This window comes from Novosphingobium sp. 1529 (genome assembly GCF_040544855.1).
GTDB classification, from domain to species: Bacteria; Pseudomonadota; Alphaproteobacteria; order Sphingomonadales; family Sphingomonadaceae; genus Novosphingobium; species Novosphingobium capsulatum.
Window position 1 is genome coordinate 252999 of the sequence record NZ_JBEPKW010000003.1, and the last position, 19857, is coordinate 272855.

Annotated in this window: 18 protein-coding genes; 15 read left to right on the forward strand and 3 right to left on the reverse strand. The window is 66.7% G+C overall.

Going from position 1 to position 19857, the window contains the following annotated elements:
• Window positions 1–23 precede the first annotated feature (23 nt).
• Together ppsR and ABIC78_RS09110 are read right to left on the reverse strand one after the other, a co-directional pair.
• The gene (ppsR, locus tag ABIC78_RS09105) at window positions 24–1445 is read right to left on the reverse strand and encodes a transcriptional regulator PpsR (protein ID WP_354489117.1); all 1422 of its coding nucleotides are present in this window, start codon (window positions 1443–1445) and stop codon (window positions 24–26) included.
• A 12-nt stretch (window positions 1446–1457) separates the two neighbouring features.
• Window positions 1458–2375 carry a cobalamin B12-binding domain-containing protein gene (locus ABIC78_RS09110; protein ID WP_354489119.1) on the reverse strand — a complete coding sequence of 306 codons (918 nt, stop codon included), beginning with the start codon at window positions 2373–2375 and terminating at the stop codon, window positions 1458–1460.
• A gap of 211 nt (window positions 2376–2586) precedes the next feature.
• Between ABIC78_RS09110 and bchF the strand changes: the two genes are divergently transcribed.
• From bchF to ABIC78_RS09185, 15 genes are all read left to right on the forward strand, one after another.
• Entirely contained in the window at window positions 2587–3141 is a 555-nt protein-coding gene (gene bchF / locus ABIC78_RS09115; protein ID WP_502915666.1) for a 2-vinyl bacteriochlorophyllide hydratase, read from the forward strand.
• Window positions 3138–4454 carry a ferredoxin:protochlorophyllide reductase (ATP-dependent) subunit N gene (locus ABIC78_RS09120; protein WP_309805136.1) on the forward strand — a complete coding sequence of 439 codons (1317 nt, stop codon included), beginning with the start codon at window positions 3138–3140 and terminating at the stop codon, window positions 4452–4454. Before bchF ends, ABIC78_RS09120 begins: the two co-directional genes overlap by 4 nt.
• A 4-nt stretch (window positions 4455–4458) precedes the next feature.
• Window positions 4459–6006, forward strand: a complete 1548-nt coding sequence (gene bchB / locus ABIC78_RS09125) for a ferredoxin:protochlorophyllide reductase (ATP-dependent) subunit B (protein ID WP_309805135.1) — start codon at window positions 4459–4461, stop codon at window positions 6004–6006.
• A complete protein-coding gene (locus ABIC78_RS09130) occupies window positions 5996–9547 on the forward strand; it encodes a cobaltochelatase subunit CobN (RefSeq protein WP_354489121.1) in 3552 nt (1183 codons plus the stop codon). The genes bchB and ABIC78_RS09130 overlap by 11 nt, the downstream gene beginning before the upstream one ends.
• 10 nt (window positions 9548–9557) lie before the next feature.
• A complete protein-coding gene (bchL, locus tag ABIC78_RS09135) occupies window positions 9558–10454 on the forward strand; it encodes a ferredoxin:protochlorophyllide reductase (ATP-dependent) iron-sulfur ATP-binding protein (RefSeq protein ID WP_054131400.1) in 897 nt (298 codons plus the stop codon).
• Entirely contained in the window at window positions 10454–11170 is a 717-nt protein-coding gene (gene bchM / locus ABIC78_RS09140; protein ID WP_168352298.1) for a magnesium protoporphyrin IX methyltransferase, read from the forward strand. Before bchL ends, bchM begins: the two co-directional genes overlap by 1 nt.
• A complete protein-coding gene (locus ABIC78_RS09145; protein WP_054131402.1) occupies window positions 11170–12606 on the forward strand; it encodes a BCD family MFS transporter in 1437 nt (478 codons plus the stop codon). Before bchM ends, ABIC78_RS09145 begins: the two co-directional genes overlap by 1 nt.
• 22 nt (window positions 12607–12628) lie before the next feature.
• Window positions 12629–13402, forward strand: a complete 774-nt coding sequence (gene puhA / locus ABIC78_RS09150; protein ID WP_022674708.1) for a photosynthetic reaction center subunit H — start codon at window positions 12629–12631, stop codon at window positions 13400–13402.
• Window positions 13399–14025, forward strand: coding sequence for a photosynthetic complex putative assembly protein PuhB (gene puhB / locus ABIC78_RS09155; protein ID WP_354489125.1), 627 nt, complete (start codon window positions 13399–13401; stop codon window positions 14023–14025). The genes puhA and puhB overlap by 4 nt, the downstream gene beginning before the upstream one ends.
• Entirely contained in the window at window positions 14022–14504 is a 483-nt protein-coding gene (gene puhC / locus ABIC78_RS09160; RefSeq protein WP_054131404.1) for a photosynthetic complex assembly protein PuhC, read from the forward strand. Before puhB ends, puhC begins: the two co-directional genes overlap by 4 nt.
• Window positions 14501–14791: an O2-dependent cyclase accessory protein gene (locus ABIC78_RS09165; protein ID WP_169048380.1), complete on the forward strand. Its 291-nt coding sequence runs from the start codon at window positions 14501–14503 to the stop codon at window positions 14789–14791. Before puhC ends, ABIC78_RS09165 begins: the two co-directional genes overlap by 4 nt.
• The gene (gene acsF, locus ABIC78_RS09170; RefSeq protein WP_354489127.1) at window positions 14788–15864 is read left to right on the forward strand and encodes a magnesium-protoporphyrin IX monomethyl ester (oxidative) cyclase; all 1077 of its coding nucleotides are present in this window, start codon (window positions 14788–14790) and stop codon (window positions 15862–15864) included. Before ABIC78_RS09165 ends, acsF begins: the two co-directional genes overlap by 4 nt.
• On the forward strand, window positions 15858–16637 hold the full coding sequence (gene puhE, locus ABIC78_RS09175; protein WP_354489129.1) for a putative photosynthetic complex assembly protein PuhE: 780 nt from the start codon (window positions 15858–15860) through the stop codon (window positions 16635–16637). Before acsF ends, puhE begins: the two co-directional genes overlap by 7 nt.
• Before the next feature lie 41 nt (window positions 16638–16678).
• Complete coding sequence (hemA, locus tag ABIC78_RS09180; protein WP_354489131.1) at window positions 16679–17899, forward strand: 5-aminolevulinate synthase; 1221 nt, start codon at window positions 16679–16681, stop codon at window positions 17897–17899.
• 184 nt (window positions 17900–18083) lie between these two features.
• The gene (locus ABIC78_RS09185) at window positions 18084–19037 is read left to right on the forward strand and encodes a hypothetical protein (protein ID WP_354489133.1); all 954 of its coding nucleotides are present in this window, start codon (window positions 18084–18086) and stop codon (window positions 19035–19037) included.
• A 42-nt stretch (window positions 19038–19079) separates the two neighbouring features.
• On the opposite strand, the gene ABIC78_RS09190 is transcribed toward ABIC78_RS09185, so the two are convergent.
• The gene (locus tag ABIC78_RS09190) at window positions 19080–19856 is read right to left on the reverse strand and encodes an SDR family oxidoreductase (RefSeq protein ID WP_354489135.1); all 777 of its coding nucleotides are present in this window, start codon (window positions 19854–19856) and stop codon (window positions 19080–19082) included.
• Window position 19857: the final 1 nt, after the last annotated feature.

Below are 19857 nucleotides of genomic sequence, written 5' to 3' on the forward strand. Positions count from 1 at the left end.
AAATTAAATTGACAGAATTTATGTCAATCTTCCGCGTCAGCCATGTTGCCCAAGCCATAGCGATGCAGCTTGGAATAGAGGCTCTGGCGGCTCAGCCCGAGGATCTCGGCGGCCGAGGCGCGGTTGTTCGAGGTATATTCCAGCGCCGCCTCGATACACAGCCGCTCGATCAGGTCGGTACTCTCGCGCACGATGTCGCGCAGCGACATGCGGCCGACCAATTCGGTCAGCTGTTCGACCGAACGCGGCGAGTCGCTGGTGGTCGGCAGATCGCGCAGGCGGCGGCCGATCGGGCGGATGACGAAGCCATAGCAGATTTGGTCGCTACCAGTGCGCACGGCCGAAAGCTCGACCGGCTCGCCTTCAAAGCCATCGCTGGCGCCCACCACGGTCACCACGTTGCGGGCGCTGTCGTGCTTGGTCAGCTGGCCCTCGATCAGGTCCAGGTCGATACCCGGCCGACCGACGTAATCGCCCAGCGGCTGGCCGCGCAGCTGTTCGGCGCTGGCCGCCGCCACCAGCTCGACAAACGCGGCATTGGCCTCGCGGATGATCATCGCGGCGTCGGTCAGGACAAAGGCATCGGGCATGGCCTCGATCACCCGCACCGTCACCCCGGCATCCGGCCGCGCCGCGCCAACCGGGCTGGACAGCCGCACCAGAATGAACTGGCCGCCGCGTTCGCGGAAACCGCTGGCGGAAATCTGCACCTTTTCGCCATCATGGGCGAGCGCGGCATCGAGCGGCTGCAGCCCGTGCGACACCATCGCCGATCCCAGGAACGCAATGATGTGTTCGCGCGCGGCATTGGCAAACAGCGCGGTCAGCTTGCCACCCTGCAACGATCCGGGCCGGCTGTGGAACGCGCGATGCGCGGCCTGGTTCGCCTCGCGGATGCGGAACCCGTCGGCATCGACGATCAGTACCGGCTCTACCGACTGTTCGAACAGCAGGCGATAGCGCGCCTCGATCTGGCGCAGGCGGATATAATCGCGTTCAAGCGACTGCTGCGCCTGCAACAGGCGCTGCTGCAGCGCGGCTTCGTCGCGCATGTCGCGGCCAATGGCGATGCATCCTTGGCCGCCCGCGCCCAGGCTGACCGTGACGAAGCGCACGGGAATGTCCCCCTCGCCCGACAGCAGGTTGACCTGGCGCCGGTGCTGGGTCACGCCCTTGCGCATCCCGGCGAGCATTTCCATCACCTTGGGCCGGCTTTCGATAGTGACCGTGTCCAGCCATTCGCGGCCAACCCAGCTGCCTGCTTCGGGAAATTCGCGGGGATCGGCCGATACGTCAACGATGCGGCCATCCGCGTCCAGGATCAGCGCAATCTCGCCCGAGACCATCGCCAGGCGGGCAGCGGCATCACCGGTCAGCGCGGCAAAATGCCGGGTGGCAGAGGTGAAAGGCAGTTTGCCTTCGATGCTGTTCCTGCGGCTGGACATGGGCGTGGCCAGCTATGCGCCGAAGCGGGCGGGCAACGCCTGCATCGGCACCAGGCGCTCGGCCAGATCAAGCGCGCCACAGGCATCCTGTGCGCTGCCATCGGCACCGACCTCGTCGACGAGCGCGGGATTGGCGTTCACCATTCTTCCACCAATGAGAATCTTCAGATCGGGCGATCGCGACACACTGCGCATGGCGGAAATCAGGCTCGCAAGCTTTGCGTTAGGACAATCACAACTGATGGTCAAGCCGACCAGATCCACGCTGTGATCGGCAATATTCTGCAGCAATTCCTTGCGCTCCGGGTCGATCAAAACCTCGGTCTGCCAGCCGGCGCGGGCGAATACTTCCTCCACCATCAGCGCGCCAAAGCTGTGCGGATCGCCAGGGATCGGCGCGAACAGGGCCGAGCGCGTGCGAAACGGCACGGCGCGCGGCGGCGGATAGCGCATGGTCACCTCGCGCATCACTTCCTGCAGCCGCCACAGGCCCATCGTCACATCGACGAAATCGCAATCATCGTCTTCCCAGTGCTTTCCCAGGCGCCGCGCCGATGGCGCCAGCAAATCGACGAACACGGATTCGACGCAGGCCCCGCGCGCCAGGATGCTTTCCACCAAGGCCAGCAGTTCATCCGCTTCGAGCTGCAGCGGCAACGAGGCAAAGCGCGCCGCCTCGGCCGCGTCCACCTTGGCCGTGCCTTGCGCTTGGATGCGCGGCACCGGGCCATGGGACTGGGCCATGAGCAGGCGGGGAATGATATGTTCGCTGATCAGGGCATCGACGGCTGCGGGGGGGAAGGCCCGCGCACTATCGCGCGCCTTGGCCATGGTTCGGGCGGATGCGGCGTTGCGGCCGTCCTTGGCGCGCGGGGCCCCTTCCCCACGACCGGCCCGCTTTGCCGCGCCTGCACCTAAAACAGTAGCCATGTCAGACCCCTCCGGTCCGGTTTGGCGCAGATCGCGCCTTGCCCGGACTGCGGCATCGATACGGCCACTGCTGTTCGGGACCATGAGCGTACGCCCTTTTCGGCGATCTGACAAACGGCAAAGTGTCATATTTTCTTGTCGTCAAGTTTGGTTGACACTTGTGCAAAGTGAGGCGTAGTCTTCCCTCAACAACAAAGGTGAGCATCGACACATGAGAGGGGATGCGATCAGTTCCGGCACCACAAGTGCGAACGGTCAGGGCCGCCAGCCACGGCGCATGCTCTACACCGCGCAAGAGCGGGCGCGCCGCGACTCGACTCGCTGGACCCTGGTGCAAGGCCTGCTCGCCCCGTTCCAGTTCTTCGTCTTCCTCACCAGCCTCGCCCTCGTCCTGCACAGCCTGGTGACGCATACCGGCACGGCCGCTGCCGATACCTCGGTCGTGGTCAAGACGCTGACGCTCTATGCCATCATGATCACTGGCTCGATCTGGGAAAAGGTCGTGTTCGGGCGCTGGCTGTTTGCCCCGGCGTTCTTCTGGGAAGACGTGTTCTCGATGCTGGTGATCGGCCTGCACACCGCCTACCTGGCGACGCTTCTGGGCGGCAGCGGCACGTTCGAACAGCGCATGTATGTCGCTCTTGCCGGCTATGCCGCCTACCTCGTCAATGCCGGACAATTCCTGCTCAAACTGCGCGCCGCCCGGCTCGATGCAGAGCGCGACGGTCAGCCCGGCCTGGCCCATTCTCCGATGGCCACATCATGAGCGGCGAAACCGGCCTTGCCCCCGCAATCGCCCCGACCGACACCGGCTGCGCCGATGCACCCGTGCTGCGCGAACGCGGACAGCGCGCGGTGTTCTGCGGGTTGACCGGGATCGTGTGGCTGCACCGCAAGATGCAGGATGCGTTCTTCCTGGTGGTCGGCTCGCGCACCTGCGCCCATCTGCTGCAATCGGCGGCCGGGGTGATGATCTTTGCCGAGCCGCGCTTTGCCACCGCGATCATCGAGGAACGCGACCTGGCCGGCATGGCCGATTGCCATGACGAACTCGATCGCATCGTCGCGCAACTGCTTGCCCGGCGCCCGGAAATCCGCACCCTGTTCCTGGTCGGCTCGTGCCCATCGGAAGTGATCAAGCTCGATCTGGGCAAGGCCGCGCAGCGGCTCGATCGCACGCTCGGCACCGATCGCGGCGCCGGCGTGGGCACCCGCGTGCTGCACTATTCGGGCAGCGGGATCGAAACGACTTTTACCGAGGGCGAAGACGCCTGCCTCGCCGCCCTGGTGCCGCATATGCCGGCCGCCAGCGCCGGGGCCGCCCCGGCGCTGCTGGTGGTCGGCACGCTGCCCGATGTGGTCGAAGACCAGTTCCGCCGCCTGTTTGGCGAACTCGGCATCGGAAATGTCGGCTGGCTGCCCGCACGCCAACTGGCCGATCTGCCGGCGGTGGGCGCCCATACCCGTTTCCTGCTGGCGCAGCCGTTCCTGGGCGAAACCGTGGGCGCCCTGCAGAATCGCGGCGCGCGCCACCTGCCCGCACTGTTCCCGTTCGGGGCCGAGGGCACGACCGAGTGGCTGCGCGCCGCCGCCGATGCCTTTGGCGTGTGCCCGATGCAGTTCAACCGCGTGGTGGCGCCGGGCCGCGAACGCGCCAAGCGCGCCATTGCCCACAGCCAGGATCGCCTGCGCGGCAAGCGCATCACGTTCCTGCCGGATTCGCAGCTGGAAGTGCCGCTCGCGCGGTTCCTCTCGACCGAACTCGGCATGGTACCGGTGGAAGTGGGCACGCCCTATCTGCATCGCGAGTTGATGGCGCGCGAGCTGCCGCTGCTGCCCAGCGCCACGCGGATCAGCGAAGGCCAGCATCTCGATCGCCAGCTTGACCGCGTGCGCGCCGATCGCCCCGATCTCACCGTCTGCGGCCTGGGCCTGGCCAATCCGCTCGAAGCCGAAGGGCTGTCCACCAAGTGGGCCATCGAACTGGTCTTCTCGCCCATCCACGGGTTCGACCAGGCCGGAGACCTTGCCGATCTTTTCGCCCGGCCGCTGCGCCGCCGCGACGTGTTGAGGGTATAGCGCCATGCAGCTCGCCGTCTGGACATACGAAGGCCCGCCCCATGTGGGGGCCATGCGGGTGGCCACGGCGATGGACGGGGTGCATTATGTGCTGCACGCGCCCCAAGGCGATACCTACGCCGATCTGCTGTTCACCATGATCGAGCGGCGCGACCGCCGCCCGCCGGTTACCTATACCACGTTCCAGGCCCGCGACCTGGGCAAGGATACCGCCGCCCTGCTGCAGGATGCGATCCGCGAGGCGGCTGTCCGCTTTGCCCCGCAGGCCCTGCTGGTGGGCGCATCGTGCACGGCCGAGCTGATCCAGGACGATCCGGCGGGCCTCGCCGAAGCGCTGGACCTGCCCTGCCCGGTCATCCCGCTGGAACTGCCGAGCTATCAGCGCAAGGAAAACTGGGGCGCCGCCGAAACGTTCTATCGCATGGTGCGCCAACTGGCTGATCCGGCCGTGCGCCCTGCCCCGCGCGATGGGTGCCGGCCGCTGGCCAACCTGCTCGGGCCCTGCGCGCTGGGCTTTCGCCATCGCGACGATGTCGTCGAAGTGGTCAAGCTGCTCGACAGCATGGGCATCGGCGTCAATTGCGTGGCCCCGCTCGGCGCTTCGCCCACGGACCTGCGCACATTGGGCCGGGCCGATTTCAACGTGGTGCTCTATCCCGAAATCGGTATGGAAGCCGCGCGCTGGCTGGGCCGCACATTCGGCCAGCCAATGATCGACGTGGTGCCGATCGGCATGGGCGCCACGCGCGATTTCGTCCAGGCGGTGGCCGCGCTCACCGGCATCGATCCCGCTCCCGCGCTCGCCAATCCCACCGCGCGCCTACCGTGGTGGAGCCGCTCGGTCGATTCGACCTATCTCACTGGCAAGCGCGTCTTCATTTTTGGCGATGCCACCCATGCCATTGCCGCCGCCCGTATCGCGCGCGACGAGCTGGGCTTCACTGTCTGCGGGCTGGGTTGCTACAATCGCGAATTCGCCCGCGAGATGCGCGCCGCTGCTGCCGACCACGGCCTCGATCCGCTGATTACCGACGACCACCTGGCGGTCGAAGCGGCGATCCACGCCGCCGCGCCCGAACTCGTGCTCGGCACGCAGATGGAACGCCATATCGCCAAGCGCATGGGCCTGCCCTGCGCGGTGATTTCCGCGCCGGTCCACGTCCAGGATTTCCCCGCGCGCCACAGCCCGCAGATGGGCTTTGAAGGCGCTAACGTGATTTTCGACACCTGGGTGCATCCCTTGGTCATGGGGCTGGAAGAACACCTGCTCGCGATGTTCCGCGACGATTTCGAATTTTCCGACGCGGCCGGCCCTTCGCACCTTCATGCCCAGCCCGCCCCGGCACCGGCAACAGTGGCACCGGCGCCCGCCATTGTCGCCGCCACCGCCGATATTCCCTGGACCAGCGATGCCGAGCGCGAGTTGCGCAAGGTGCCGTTCTTCGTGCGCGGCAAGGCCCGCACCAACACCGAACGCTATGCCGCCCTGGAAGGCCGTGTGCAGATCGACATCGCCACGCTCTATGATGCCAAGGCGCACTATGCCCGCTAGCGCCGCCCCGCCCGTGCGCGTCGCCATCGTGACGCTGGACAACCACCTCAAGGGCGCGGTCGAACGCGCTGGCGTGCGCCTGGGCGATAGCAACATCGCCATCACCCTCCACGCCGCCGCCGATTGGGATCGCGAAGCCGGCGCGCTCGATCGCGCCAAGGCCGCCGTTGAGCGCGCCGATATCGTCATCGCCACAATGCTGTTCCTCGATGACCATATCCGCGCGATCATGCCCACGCTGGTGGAGCGGCGCGAAAGCTGCGACGCGATGGTCTGCCTGATGTCTGCCGGCGAACTGACCCGGCTGACGCGGATGGGTGCCTATCGCATGGATGCCCCGGCCAAGGGGCCGCTCGCCCTGCTCAAGCGGCTGCGCGGCTCGTCCAAACCCGGTGGCAAGCCGGGCACTAATTCGGGCGCCGGGCAGATGCGCATGCTGCGCCGCCTGCCCAAGATCCTGCGCTTCATCCCCGGCACCGCGCAGGATGTGCGCGCCTATTTCCTCACGCTGCAATACTGGCTCGCCGGGTCTGATGACAACGTGGTGGCGATGGTGTCGAGCCTGATCGACCGCTATGCCGCTGGCCCGCGCGCCGGCCGGCGCGGCACCATGGCGGCGGCGCCGCCGCGCGACTATCCCGATCTGGGCGTCTATCACCCGCGCACCGCGCAAAAGATGTCGGAAAGCCTGGCGCTGTTGCCCCCACCCGCCAAGGGCACGCGCGGCACGGTGGGGCTTCTGCTGCTGCGCTCCTACCTGCTGGGCAACGATGCCGGGCATTATGACGGGCTGATCGCCGCGATGGAGGCTGCTGGCCTGCGGGTGATCCCGGCCTTCTTCAGCGGGCTTGACGCGCGCGCCGCGATGGAGCGCTTCTTTCTGCGCGATGGCGCGGTGACGGTCGATGCCATCGTCAACTGCACCGGCTTTTCGCTGGTCGGCGGCCCGGCCTATAACGACGCGGGCGCGGCGGTGGAAACGCTCTCGCGCTTTGACGTGCCCTATATCGCCGCCCACGCGGTGGAATTCCAGACGATCGAGGAATGGCGCGAGCGGCGCACCGGCCTCGTCCCGCTGGAAGCGACGATGATGGTCGCCCTGCCCGAACTCGATGGCGCGATCTGCCCCAGCGTGTTTGGCGGGCGCAGCGCGGGCCAGGGGCAAATCCAGGCCATGCGCGGGGACGAGGAACGCGCTGCGGCTCTGGCGGCCAAGGTCGCCAAGCTGATCGCGCTGCGCCAGGCCGCGCGGCGCGAACGCCGCCTGGCGATCACCATTTTCAACTTCCCGCCCAATTCCGGGGCCACCGGATCGGCCGCGCACCTGGCGGTGTTCGAATCGCTGCACGCCACGCTGCAGCGCCTGGCCGATGAAGGCTATGCCGTCGCCGTGCCAGAAAGCGTCGCCGCGCTGCAGGATGCAATCCTGCACGGCAATGCCGCCCGCCATGGCAGTGATGCCAATGTCGCTGCACGGATCAGCGCCGATGAACACGTGCGCCGCGAACCCCACCTCGCCCAGATCGAGGCGCAATGGGGCCCCGCGCCGGGCAAGCTGCAAAGCGATGGCGGCCATATCCAGATCCTGGGCGCGCATTTCGGCAATGTCTTCGTCGGGGTACAGCCCGCGTTCGGCTATGAAGGCGATCCGATGCGCCTGCTGTTCGAGGGCGGCTTTGCCCCGACCCACGCCTTTGCCGCGTTCTACAGCTATATCCGCCACGATTTTGCCGCCCATGCCGTGCTCCATTTCGGCACCCACGGCGCCCTAGAATTCATGCCGGGCAAGCAGGCGGGCCTGAGCGGCGAATGCTGGCCCGAACGCCTGATCGGTGATCTGCCCAATTTCTACCTCTACGCGTCCAACAATCCATCCGAAGGCATCCTGGCCAAGCGCCGTTCGGCCGCCACGCTGATCAGCTATCTCACCCCGGCCCTGGCGCGCGCCGGGCTCTATCGCGGGTTTGCCGAACTCAAGTGCAGCGTCGAACGCTGGCGCTGGTCGACGCCGGGGGCAGAGCAGGACGCCCTGGAAGCGCTGATCCGCGAACAGTGCGCCACGCTCGATCTGGATTGCGGCGCCATCGCCGATCTGGCGCCCGCGCTCTATGAACTGGAACGCACGCTGATCCCCACCGGGCTGCACGTGCTGGGCCAGGCGCCGCAAGGGGCAGAGCGCGCCGAACTGGTCGACGCCATGGTCGAGGCCGATGCCCAGGCAGACCGCGCCGGCATCGAAAGCGCGCTCGATCGCAGTGACGAGATCGGCGCGGTGATCCACGCGCTCGACGGTGGCTATATCCGCCCGGCGCCGGGCGGTGACATCCTCGCCAATCCGCAAGTGCTGCCCACCGGCCGCAACATCCACGGCTTCGATCCCTTTGCCATGCCCAGCCGGTTTGCCTGCATCCAGGGCCGCGAGCAGGCCGAATGCATCATCGCCCGCCATGTCGAAGGCGGCCAGCCGTTCCCCGAAAGCCTGGCCATGGTGCTGTGGGGCACCGACAACATGAAAAGCGAAGGCCTGCAGATCGCTCAGGCGATGAGCCTGATCGGCGCGCGCCCGCGGATCGACAGCTATGGCCGCGTGGTCGGCGCTGAACTGGTGCCGCTGGCCGAACTCGGCCGCCCGCGCGTCGATGTGGTGGTCACCCTCTCGGGCATTTTCCGCGATCTCCTGCCGATGCAGACGCGCATGCTCGCCGAAGCATCGCTGCTCGCGGCCAGTGCCGACGAGCCCCTGGAACAGAACTTCGTGCGCAAGCACAGCCTGGCCCACCAGGCGCAGCATGATTGCGATCTGGAAACGGCGGCGCTGCGGGTCTTTTCCAATGCCGAAGGGGCCTATGGCGCCAACGTCAACCAAATGATCGACGGCGGCGTGTGGACCAGCCCCGATGACCTCGCCAATGCCTTCGAAACGCACAAGGGCTATGCCTATGGCGTCAAAGGCCCGCCCACGCAGCGGCGCGAACTGCTGCACAGTGCGCTGCGCGATGTCGATTTCGTCTATCAGAACCTCGAAAGCGTCGAAGTCGGCATCACCGATCTCGATCAATATGTCGATGGCCTGGGCGGGGTCAGTCGCTCGGTGGCGCGGGCCAAGGGCAGCGCGGCCACCGTCTATATCGTCGATGCCACGCAGGGCGCCGCCAAGGTGCGCACCCTCGCCGAACAGATCGACCTGGAAACCCGCACCCGCACGCTCAATCCCAAATGGTTCGAAGGCATGCTCAAGCACGGCTTTGAAGGCGTGCGCAGCATCGAGCAGCATGTGACCAACACCGTCGGCTGGTCGGCCACCACCGGCCAGGTCGCGCCGTGGGTCTATCAGCGCATCAGCGAAACTTTCGTGCTCGATCCGCAGATGCGGGCACGGCTCTCGCAGCTCAATCCCAACAGTTCCGCCCGCGTGGCCGGCCGCCTGCTCGAAGCCTGCGAACGCCACCTGTGGGAACCCGATCAACAGACGCTCGAGGCCCTGCGCATGGCCAGCGACGAGCTGGAGGACCGCCTCGAAGGCGTGTTCGCGGCGCAATGAGGAAACCGGCATGACCTTGATCGACACCCCCACGCGCTTCACTCCGTCAGATGGCGAAGGATCGGTGCAGGTCCGCCTCGATCCGCAAGACCGCATCGGCACGGCCAAGGTCTTTGCCGTCTATGGCAAGGGCGGGATCGGCAAATCCACTACCTCGTCCAATCTCTCGGCCGCCTTTTCCAAGCTCGGGCACCGCGTGCTGCAGATCGGCTGCGATCCCAAGCATGATTCCACCTTCACTCTCACCAAGAAGCTGATGCCCACGGTGATCGATGTGCTCGAACAGGTGGAATTCCATTCGGAAGAACTGCGCCCGGAAGACTACATGTTCGAAGGCTATAACGGCGTGATGTGCGTGGAGGCCGGCGGCCCCCCGGCGGGCACGGGCTGCGGCGGCTATGTCGTGGGGCAGACGGTCAAGCTGCTCAAGCAGCACCACCTGCTCGATGATACCGACGTGGTGATCTTCGATGTGCTGGGCGATGTCGTCTGCGGCGGCTTTGCCGCGCCGCTGCAGCATGCCGAGCGGGCGCTGGTCGTGGCCGCCAACGATTTCGACTCGATCTTTGCGATGAACCGCATCGTTGCCGCCATCGGCGCCAAGGCCAAGAACTACAACGTGCGCCTCGCGGGCGTCATCGCCAATCGCTCTGCCGCCACGGACGAGATCGACCGATTCAGCCAGGCGATCGGCATGCGCCGCCTCGCCCATTTCCGCGATCTCGACGCCATCCGCCGCAGCCGCCTCAAAAAGTGCACGCTGTTCGAAATGGAACCCTCGCCCGAGGTCATCGCCGCCCAGCAGGAATACCTGCGCCTGGCGCAGATGCTGTGGGACGGGGTGGACCCGATCGCGGCGGCACCGATGAAAGACCGCGATATCTTCGATTTTCTGGGGTTCGAATGATGAGCACGCACCCAACCTCTCCCTATGAACTGCAACGCGAACGCCTGGCGCACTATTTCGATGGCAGCGCGCGCAAGGCGTGGATCGACCTGACCTCCAACGCCAAGGTCAGCGGCATCCGCGCCACGGTGCGCGCCGGGCGTGATGCCATGCGCGCGCAGTTGCTCGGCTGGCTGCCGCAAGACCTGCGCCGCTGTGCCGTGCTCGATGCCGGCTGCGGCACTGGCGCGCTCAGCGTGGAAGCGGCCTGGCGCGGCGCGGCGGTGACGGCGGTGGACGTCGCCGGCGGGCTGGTCGATATCGCGCGCCAGCGGGCCCCGGCGTTCCTTGGCCATGGCCGGATCGACTGGCACGTGGGCGACATGCTCGATCCGCCGCAGGCCTGGTCAGACACCGGCACGTTCGATCACATCGTCGCGATGGATTCGCTGATCCATTACAAGCTCGATGACATGGCCTGGGCGCTCGAACGGCTGGCGGCGCGCTGCACCGGCTCGATCGTCTTCACCTTTGCCCCGCACACGCGGTTGCTGGGCGTGATGCACGCCGTGGGCCAGGCTTTCCCCCGCGCCAATCGCTCGCCTGCGATCGTGCCGATTGCCGAAGCCGCGCTGCGCGCCCGGCTGGCCAGGCTCGATGGCTGGCGCGTCGGGCGCAGCGGGCGCATTTCCAGCGGCTTCTACATTTCCAACGGCATGGAACTGGTGCGCCGGTGATGGCCCGCCGCACGCCCCTTGCCAGCAGGTGGAGCCGGGTGGCCCTGACCTGGCTGCCGTTTGCCGATGCGGCCAGCGTCGACATTCCGCTGTCACGGCTGCTGCGCCTGTCGCTGTTCCAGGTCAGCGTGGGCATGATGACCGTACTGCTCAACGGCACGCTCAACCGCGTGCTGATTGTCGAACTGGGCATCCATGCCTGGCTGGTCTCGCTGATGATCGCCATTCCCCTGCTCGCCGCGCCGTTCCGCGCCCTCATCGGCCACCGTTCCGATGTGCACCGCTCGGTGCTGGGCTGGCGCCGCGTGCCGTTCATCTGGTTTGGCACGCTGATGCAGTTCGGCGGGCTGGCGATCATGCCCTTTGCGCTGCTGCTGATGCGCGATCCGCATCTCTTTGCGGTAGGCCTGGCCGCCAGTGCGCTGGCGTTCCTGCTGGCCGGCATCGGCATGCACACCACGCAGACCGCCGGCCTTGCCCTGGTCGGCGATCTCTTGCCCGATGATCGCCGCGCCCGCGCCGTCGCGCTGCTCTATCTTTCGCTGCTGGCCGGGATGATGGTCTGCTCCACCATCCTGGGCGGGCTGCTCAACCATTTCACCCCCACCCGGCTGGTCCAGGTGATCCAGGCCTGCGCCGTCACCACTTTCGTGCTCAACGTAGTGGCACTGTGGAAGCAGGAAGCGCGCAGCCCCGCGATCGCCTCTCCCGAAACGCCGCGCCCGCCCTTTGCGCAGGTATGGCGCCAGTTTGCCGCCCAGCCGCTGACCATGCGCCTGCTCGCCACGGTAGGCCTGGGCGCAGCCGCCTTTGCCATGCAGGACCCGCTGCTCGAACCCTATGGCGGCGAAGTGCTGCGCCTGTCGGTGGGCGCCACCACCAGCCTGTCGGGCGCCTGGGCACTGGGCGCGCTGGCCGGCTTTGCGCTGTCGGCGCGGTGGCTGGGCCACGGCATCGATGCGCTGCGCATCGCCGGCTATGGTGTGGTGCTGGGCATTGCCGCGTTCATGCTGGTGATCTTTGCCGCCCCGCTGCAAAGCCCGCTCACCCTGGGCCTGGGCGCGCTGGTGATCGGCGCGGGCGCCGGGCTGTTTTCGGTCGGCACACTGACGGCGGCGATGGGCCAGGCCGGCAGCGATACCGCCGGTCTCGCGCTCGGCGCCTGGGGCGCGGTGCAGACCACGGCCGCGGGGCTCGCCATCGCGTTTGGCGGCGTCTTGCGCGATCTGGTGTCGAGCTTTGCCGTGGCCGATGGCCTGGGCCTGACGCTTGCCCACCACGCCACCGGCTATGGCGTGATCTACGCGATCGAAATTGCCCTCTTGCTGGTCACGCTGGTCCTGATGGGGCCGCTCGTCGGCCAGTTGTCGGGCGCGCGCGCCACGCTTTCACCTGCCGGAGCGCGTCGCTTTGGCCTGACCGAGTTTCCGACATGAGCAGCCGGGAAGGAGAACTCCCATGAGACACGGCAATATCGTCGGCACAGTGGATGCCGCGCAACTCGCGCTGATCGCTTTCGTCCTATTCTTTATCTGCCTGATCTTCTGGCTCAGGCGCGAAGACCGACGCGAAGGCTATCCGCTGGAAGACGCGTTGACCGGCCGTGTCGATAGCGACGGTGGCCCGCTGTCCACCGCCAGCGCCAAGACCTTTGTCCTGCCCTTCGGCATGGGCACGGTCACGGTGCCCCTGCCCGCCAGCGAAAACCGCGAACCGGTGGAGATCAAGGCGGAACGCCGCGAAAACTTTGGCGGCGCGCCCTATTCCCCGGTGGGCGATGTCTTTGCCGCTGGCGTCGGGCCGGGCGCCTATGCCAACCGCGCGCGCTTTCCCGATCGCGATGCCCATGGCAACGCGCGCATCGTGCCGATCGGCAGCGTGCCGCAGATCACCGTGGCCAGCGCCAGCACCGATCCGCGCGGGCTGTCGGTCTATGGCGCCGATGGCGCGCGGGCCGGGACGGTCGCCGATCTGTGGATCGACCGCGCCGAACACATGATCCGCTACCTGGCGGTCGATACCGGCACGCGCATCGTGCTCGCGCCGATGGCCATGGCCGTGATCCGCCGCGAAGGCGTGATCATCAGCGCGATCAACGCGGCTGATTTCGCCAATGCCCCTTTCCCCGAAAACCCCGGTGAAATCACCCGGTATGAGGAAGAGCGCGTCGTCGCCTATTTCGGCACCGGCTATCTCTATGCCAATGCCGATCGGCTGGAGCCGCTGCTGTGAGCGAATATGACTTCGAGCCGGTGCGCGGCCTTCCCGGCGATCTGCCTGCGGGCGAATGGATCGTGTGGCAGGCCGCGCCGCACTGGCAAACGTTCAAGCGCAGCGCGCTGTTCGCGCCGTGGCTGGCCGGTTATTTCGCGGTGCTGGCGCTGCTGCCGCTGGCCAGCGGCAACCTGATCGGCGCAGGCGCGATTCTGGCGGCCGGCGCCGTGCTGCAAGCCTTGCTCACCCTGTTTGCCGTGCTGGTCGCGCGCACCACGGTCTATACCCTGACCAACCGCCGCGTCGTGCTGCGCGTGGGCATTGCGCTGGGCAAGTGCATCAATCTGCCGCTTTCGCTGATCGCCTCGGCCGATCTGCGCGGCCATGGTCGAGGCCATGGCGATATTGCCCTGACGCTCAAGGGGCAGCACCGGCTGGGCTATGCCATGCTCTGGCCGCACGCGCGGCCCTGGCGCCTGGCCCAACCGCAGCCGATGCTGCGCGCCCTGGCCGATGCGCCGCGCCTGGCAGCAGCCCTGGCCCAGGCCTGCGCCCAGGCCGCGCCGCATGGCATCGTCCGCGCCGATACCACCGAGCCCGCCCAGCCGATCAGCGGCCCGATTGCGGGAGCCGCCGCATGAGCCACGCCCACTCCCACGAAAACACCGTGCCGCGCCCGGCGCTGGCCATGGCCGGGGCGCTGGTGGCGATTACCCTGGCACTGACCACCCTGGTGCGCGTCGGCGTGCTCGACCGCGAGGCGGTGCCGGCGGTGGAGCGCGCGCAGGACAAGGTTGCCGCGATCGAAGTGCGTCACCTGGTCTTTGCCGATCGTGCCGATGGCGCCGTGGTGGTGGACGATACCGACAGCGGCCGCACCCTGGCCGTGCTGGTGGGTGAAAACGACGGCGGCGGCTTTGTGCGCGGGGTGATGCGCGGCATGGCGCGCGACCGCCGCATGCACGGCATCGGCCCGGCCGCGCCGTTCGAACTGACCCAGTGGGCCAATGGCGCACTGACCCTGCGCGATCCGACGACCGGACGCGCGGTGGAACTCGGCTCGTTCGGCGCCACCAACCGCGCCGCCTTTGCCCGTTTCCTCAAGGGCAGCCAGGCATGATCCGCGCCCGCGCCTTTACCGTCCCTTGCCGCATCGCCATCGAGCAAAGCCCCGCGCATTTCCACGCCCATGTCGAGTTGGAAGGCGATCTGGCGGTGCATCCCGGTGACCGCGTGCGCGTGCATGGTGATCCGGTGCGGGTGCTATTTGGGCAAAGCGTGGTGTTCGAACGCACCGCCACCGTGGTGCGCGCCGGCCCGCTGCTGCGCGCCTGGACCCGCCTTGCCGCCTATCTTGGCCTGACCGAGCTTTACGAAGTCAGCTTCACACCTGGGAGCCTCAGATGAACGCCCACACCGCCAAACATCCTGCGGTGGCCGCCAAGGCCGATGTTCATGCCATGGTGAGCCACGAAACCGTGCTCAGCCCGCGCTTCTACACCACCGATTTCAAGGCGCTCGACGCGATCGACGTGTCGCTGGTGCGGCGCGAATGGGATGCACTGATCGCCGAGATGGTGAGCGACCCCAACAAGCACCATTTCAAGCGCGAGCAGGACTTTTCCGGCATCATCGCCGCGCTCGAACCCGAACTGCGCGCCGAATTTACCGATTTCCTGGTCAGCTCGCTCACCTCGGAATTTTCCGGGTGCATCCTCTATGCCGAAATGGCGCGGCGCACCAGCAACCCCGATATGAAGATGCTGTTCAAGCTGCTGGCCCGCGATGAAAGCCGCCATGCCGGTTTCATCAATGAGGCCTTGAAGGACGAAGGCATCGGGATTGACCTGAGCTTCCTGACCAAGGCCAAGAAATACCATTATTTCAAGCCGAAGTTCATTTTTTATTCGGTCTATCTGTCGGAAAAGATCGGCTACGCCCGCTATATCACGATCTATCGCCAGCTCGCCGCCAAGCCGGAATTGCGCTTCCACCCGATCTTCGCCTGGTTCGAGGAATGGTGCAACGACGAGTTCCGCCACGGCGAAGCCTTTGCCCTGCTGCTGCGCGCCGATCCCAAGCTGCTGCGCGGCGCCAACACGCTGTGGGTGCGCTTCTTCCTGCTGGCGGTCTATGCCACGATGTATGTACGCGATCATGCCCGCCCGGTGTTTCACCAGGCGCTGGGCCTCGATCCCACCGATTACGATTACCGCGTCTTCACCATCTGCTCGCAGATCGCGCGCCAGGTCTTTCCGGTCGAACTCGATACCGACGATCCGCGCTTCCGCCGCGCGATGGACCGCCTGCTGGTGGCCAGCAACCGCATCACCGCCGGCAAGGCGCGCGGCGGGCTTGGCGGCGCATGGCTGCGCGCCACCGGGGCGATCGGCGCGGGCGCCAACTTTGCCCGCATGTTCCTGCTGCGCCCGCTCCGCAATCGGCTGCCCGCCACGGTCCGGCTGCAACCGGCATGGTAAGCTGGACCGGCCACGTCCTGCCTGTTCTGGCAACGATCCTGATCTGGTTCTTTGCAACCGGGCTGGTCGCGTGGCTGGATAATCGCGCGCGGCACACTTTTGCCCACAGCCTGCTGCTGGCCGGCTGCGCCGCGATTGGCGGCATCGTGATCATTGCGCTGGCGATGCAGCATGCCACGCTGCTGGGGGTCTATGCCTCGCTCGCCGGCGCGATCCTGATCTGGGCCTGGCACGAGATCAGCTTCCTAACCGGCGTCGTCACCGGCCCCCGGCGCGAGGCATGTCCGCCCGGTGCGCGCGGCTGGCAGCGCTTTTCCCATGCCGTGGCAGCCGTCGCCTGGCACGAAGTGGCCCTGGCGCTGAGCGCGGCAGGCTTGATCTGGATGAGCCGCGATGCGCCCAACCAGGTGGGCGCCATGGCCTTTGCCCTACTGCTGGCCATGCGGCTCAGCACCAAGATCGCCATTTTCCTGGGCGTGCCCAACATGAGCACCGATATCCTGCCGCCACACCTGGGCTATCTCAAAAGCTATTTCGGCAAGCCGCGCCTGGGGCTTGAGCTTTACGCCGCGATTGCCGCCTGCCTGGCGCTGGCCGCCTGGCTGGCCGCCATTGCCCTGGCCGCTCCCGCCAACAGCGCCGATGCTGCCGGCGCCAGCCTGCTGTTTGCGCTCGCGGCCCTGGGCGCACTCGAACACCTGTTTCTGGCCCTGCCGCTGCGCGACGGGGCCTTGTGGGGCTGGGCCTTGCCCACGCGCCATGCTGCCAATTGAACGCACAAGAACCAAGAACACGGACGAGAGGACCGAGCGCGATGGATTTTGAAACCTATTTCCAGGGGGAACTGGCAAACGTTCGCGAGGAAGGCCGCTATCGCATCTTTACCGAGATCGAGCGCCACTGCGGCCGTTTCCCCCACGCCACGCGCTATGTCGATGAAACCACCCATCCGATCACGGTGTGGTGCTCCAACGATTATCTTGGCATGGGGCAGCATCCCCTGGTGCTCGATGCCATGCACGCTGTGCTGGATGAATGCGGCGCCGGCGCTGGAGGCACGCGCAACATTTCGGGCACCAACCATCACCACGTCGTGCTCGAACATGAACTGGCCGATCTTCACGGCAAGGAAGCCGCCCTGCTGTTCACCAGCGGCTATGTTTCCAACTGGGCGGGCCTGGGCACGCTGGCGGCCAAGATCCCCGGCTGCGTGGTCTTTTCCGATGCGCTCAACCACGCCTCGATGATCGAGGGCATTCGCCATTCGCGCGCCAAGTGCCACATCTGGCGCCACAACGATGCCGCCCATCTTGACGAACTGCTCTCCCAATATGGGCCAGACGTGCCCAAGCTGGTCGCGTTCGAAAGCGTCTATTCGATGGATGGCGATATCGCCCCGATCGCCGATATTCTCGACGTGTGCGAAGCGCACGGCGCGATGAGCTATATTGACGAAGTGCACGCGGTGGGCCTCTATGGCCCGCGCGGCGGCGGCGTGGCCGAACGCGAAGGCCTGATGGACCGCATCACCGTGATCGAAGGCACGCTGGGCAAGGCATTCGGGGTGATGGGCGGCTATATCGCTGCATCGGCAAGCCTGTGCGATTTCGTGCGCACCTTTTCCAGCGGCTTCATCTTCACCACGGCCCTGCCCCCGGCGTTGGCGGCCGGCGCAGCGGCCAGCATTCGCCACCTCAAAGGCAGCGAGATGGAGCGCGCACGCCACAAGGAACGCGTCGCCACCGTGCGCCGCCGGCTGGATGCCATGGGCATTCCGCACCTGCCCAACCCCAGCCACATCATCCCGGTGATGGTGGGCGACGCGCGCAAGTGCAAGCGCATCAGCGACTGGCTGATGGACAACCACGGCATCTATGTGCAGCCGATCAACTATCCCACCGTGCCGCGCGGCACCGAACGCCTGCGCATCACGCCGTCGCCGGTGCACAGCGACGGCGATATCGATCGCCTGATCGACGCCTTGAGCGACATCTGGTCGCAATGCGAACTGGCCCGCCGCTCCGCCGCAGCGTGACGAGAATGCAGGAAAGGGGCCCGCAACCCAGTGGTTGGCGGGCCCTGCGACCTGGCTATCCTACCAGCACGTAACGCGCGCCAGCCAACCCTTTTATCGGCTCGTCGCAAAGCGGAAAAACCGTCAGCATCCGTTCACGCGCCCGGCCATAGCCACGACGCATCACAGTGAGTGGATCAAGCCGATGGCACAGCCTCTTTCCCGCATCATTCTTGCAACCGGCGCCGCGGCCATGGCGTTCTTGCCGCTGATGGCTGGCAGCGCCTCTGCTCAGCAGGCCGGTAGCTATTCCGATTATCCGCCCCCGCCGCCCCAGCAGGGCTATCGCGCGCCGCCGCCGCCTCCGGGCGATCAGGAGGGAGAGGATCAGGGCCCGCCGCCGGGCTATTACGATCAGAACGCACCCCAAGGCTATAATCAGCAGGGATACAACCAACAGGGGTATGACCAGCGCGGCTATAACCAGCAACCGCCCCAGGGCTATGCCCCCAATGGCACCACCACGACGCTGTCGGTGCAGGTGCAAAGCTATGATCAGGGCCCGCCGCCCGGATACGATGGGACCCGCCCGCCGCCACCGCCACCTGGCTACAGCCCCGCCGCGATCGACCAGGCACAGGCAGAGCGTGACGCGCGCTATGCCGCCGATGCCGAGGCCTGGGCCCGCGACAACTGCGTCAAGGCACGCAGCAATGCCACGGCCGGCGCGGTGATCGGCGGCATTTTCGGCGCGCTGGTGGGCAATGGCCTGTCCAGCCGCCACGATGGTGGCTTTGGCACGCTGGCCGGCGCGGCCGTGGGTGCCGTGGGCGGCGCCGCGATCGGCGGCAGCACGGCCAACCAGACCAGCCCGGGCTGCCCGCCGGGCTTTGTCGTGCGGTCGGGCGCGGCGCCCTACAGCTATGACACGGTGTATTTTTCCAACTATTACTATGCCGCGCCGGGCTGGTATCGCCCGTGGGTCTATGTCGGCGACCGTTGGACCTATCGCCCTTACCCCTATCACGATTACTATTACCGGGCCTATCGCCCCTACCATCCCTATGGCTGGGGCAATCGCGGCTATTATGGCCGGCCGGGTTATTACGGCCGCCCCTATGGCCGTCCCTATGGCCATCAGGGCTACCGCCACTTCTGACGGCGCCACTCATGAAGCCGGTGCGTGGGCCACGCACCGGCTTCAGCTCATGCAATATCCCCCGTCCATCATGAACTCGCTGCAGGTGACAAAACTTGCCGCGTCAGAGCAGAGATAGACCACACCGCCGGCCATTTCCGCGGGCCGGCCGAGCCGCCCGATCGGATGCGCGGCGACAACGCCCTGCATCGATACCTCGAGCGAGGGCACCGCACCCAGATCGACATAGCGCTGCATGATCGATTGCAGCATCGGCGTGTCGATCCCGCCGGGATGCACGCTGTTGGCGCGGATGTTGTAGCCGAGCGCAGCAAATTCGGCGCCCATGCATTTCGACAGCATCTTCACCGCCGCCTTGCTGGTGCAATAGGCGCCGTTGAACGGCGCGCCCTTGATGCCGCCCACGCTGGAGAAGTTGACGATCGAGGCACCGCTGGCGCGCGCCTTGCCGCCCGCCTTCAACAGCGGCAGCAGGGTCTGCACGCCGATCACCACGCTTTCCACGTTGACCGCGTTGACCCGCCGCCATTCTTCCAGCGGGGTTTCCTCGATGCTGGCGACCACGCTGATGCCGGCCACGTTGACCAGGGCATCGATGCGGCCATAGGTGTCCGCCGCCAGATCCGCCACGGCCCGCCAATCGGCCTGGCTGGTCACGTCATGCGCCAGGGCATGATCGGCCACACCGTCATCAGGCGCCGCCACGTCAGTGGCGATGACCGTGGCGCCAGCGGCCTTCATCGCGCGCACCACCTCGCGGCCGATGCCGCCGCGCGCGCCCGTCACCACAGCAACCACGTTATCGAGTTCAAATGCCATG

Bases quoted from the DNA above. Each gene is read 5' to 3' on its own strand.
- ABIC78_RS09185 (WP_354489133.1), top strand. From the start codon at position 18,084: ATGGCACAGCCTCTTTCCCGCATCATTCTTGCAACCGGCGCCGCGGCC.
- ABIC78_RS09110 (WP_354489119.1), bottom strand. From the start codon at position 2,375: ATGGCTACTGTTTTAGGTGCAGGCGCGGCAAAGCGGGCCGGTCGTGGG.
- ABIC78_RS09190 (WP_354489135.1), bottom strand. From the start codon at position 19,856: ATGGCATTTGAACTCGATAACGTGGTTGCTGTGGTGACGGGCGCGCGC.
- puhA (WP_022674708.1), top strand. From the start codon at position 12,629: ATGAGACACGGCAATATCGTCGGCACAGTGGATGCCGCGCAACTCGCG.
- bchF (WP_502915666.1), top strand. From the start codon at position 2,587: ATGAGAGGGGATGCGATCAGTTCCGGCACCACAAGTGCGAACGGTCAG.
- ABIC78_RS09145 (WP_054131402.1), top strand. From the start codon at position 11,170: ATGGCCCGCCGCACGCCCCTTGCCAGCAGGTGGAGCCGGGTGGCCCTG.
- bchL (WP_054131400.1), top strand. From the start codon at position 9,558: ATGACCTTGATCGACACCCCCACGCGCTTCACTCCGTCAGATGGCGAA.
- puhC (WP_054131404.1), top strand. From the start codon at position 14,022: ATGAGCCACGCCCACTCCCACGAAAACACCGTGCCGCGCCCGGCGCTG.
- bchM (WP_168352298.1), top strand. From the start codon at position 10,454: ATGAGCACGCACCCAACCTCTCCCTATGAACTGCAACGCGAACGCCTG.
- bchB (WP_309805135.1), top strand. From the start codon at position 4,459: ATGCAGCTCGCCGTCTGGACATACGAAGGCCCGCCCCATGTGGGGGCC.
- ABIC78_RS09120 (WP_309805136.1), top strand. From the start codon at position 3,138: ATGAGCGGCGAAACCGGCCTTGCCCCCGCAATCGCCCCGACCGACACC.
- ABIC78_RS09165 (WP_169048380.1), top strand. From the start codon at position 14,501: ATGATCCGCGCCCGCGCCTTTACCGTCCCTTGCCGCATCGCCATCGAG.
- puhE (WP_354489129.1), top strand. From the start codon at position 15,858: ATGGTAAGCTGGACCGGCCACGTCCTGCCTGTTCTGGCAACGATCCTG.
- hemA (WP_354489131.1), top strand. From the start codon at position 16,679: ATGGATTTTGAAACCTATTTCCAGGGGGAACTGGCAAACGTTCGCGAG.
- acsF (WP_354489127.1), top strand. From the start codon at position 14,788: ATGAACGCCCACACCGCCAAACATCCTGCGGTGGCCGCCAAGGCCGAT.
- ABIC78_RS09130 (WP_354489121.1), top strand. From the start codon at position 5,996: ATGCCCGCTAGCGCCGCCCCGCCCGTGCGCGTCGCCATCGTGACGCTG.
- ppsR (WP_354489117.1), bottom strand. From the start codon at position 1,445: ATGTCCAGCCGCAGGAACAGCATCGAAGGCAAACTGCCTTTCACCTCT.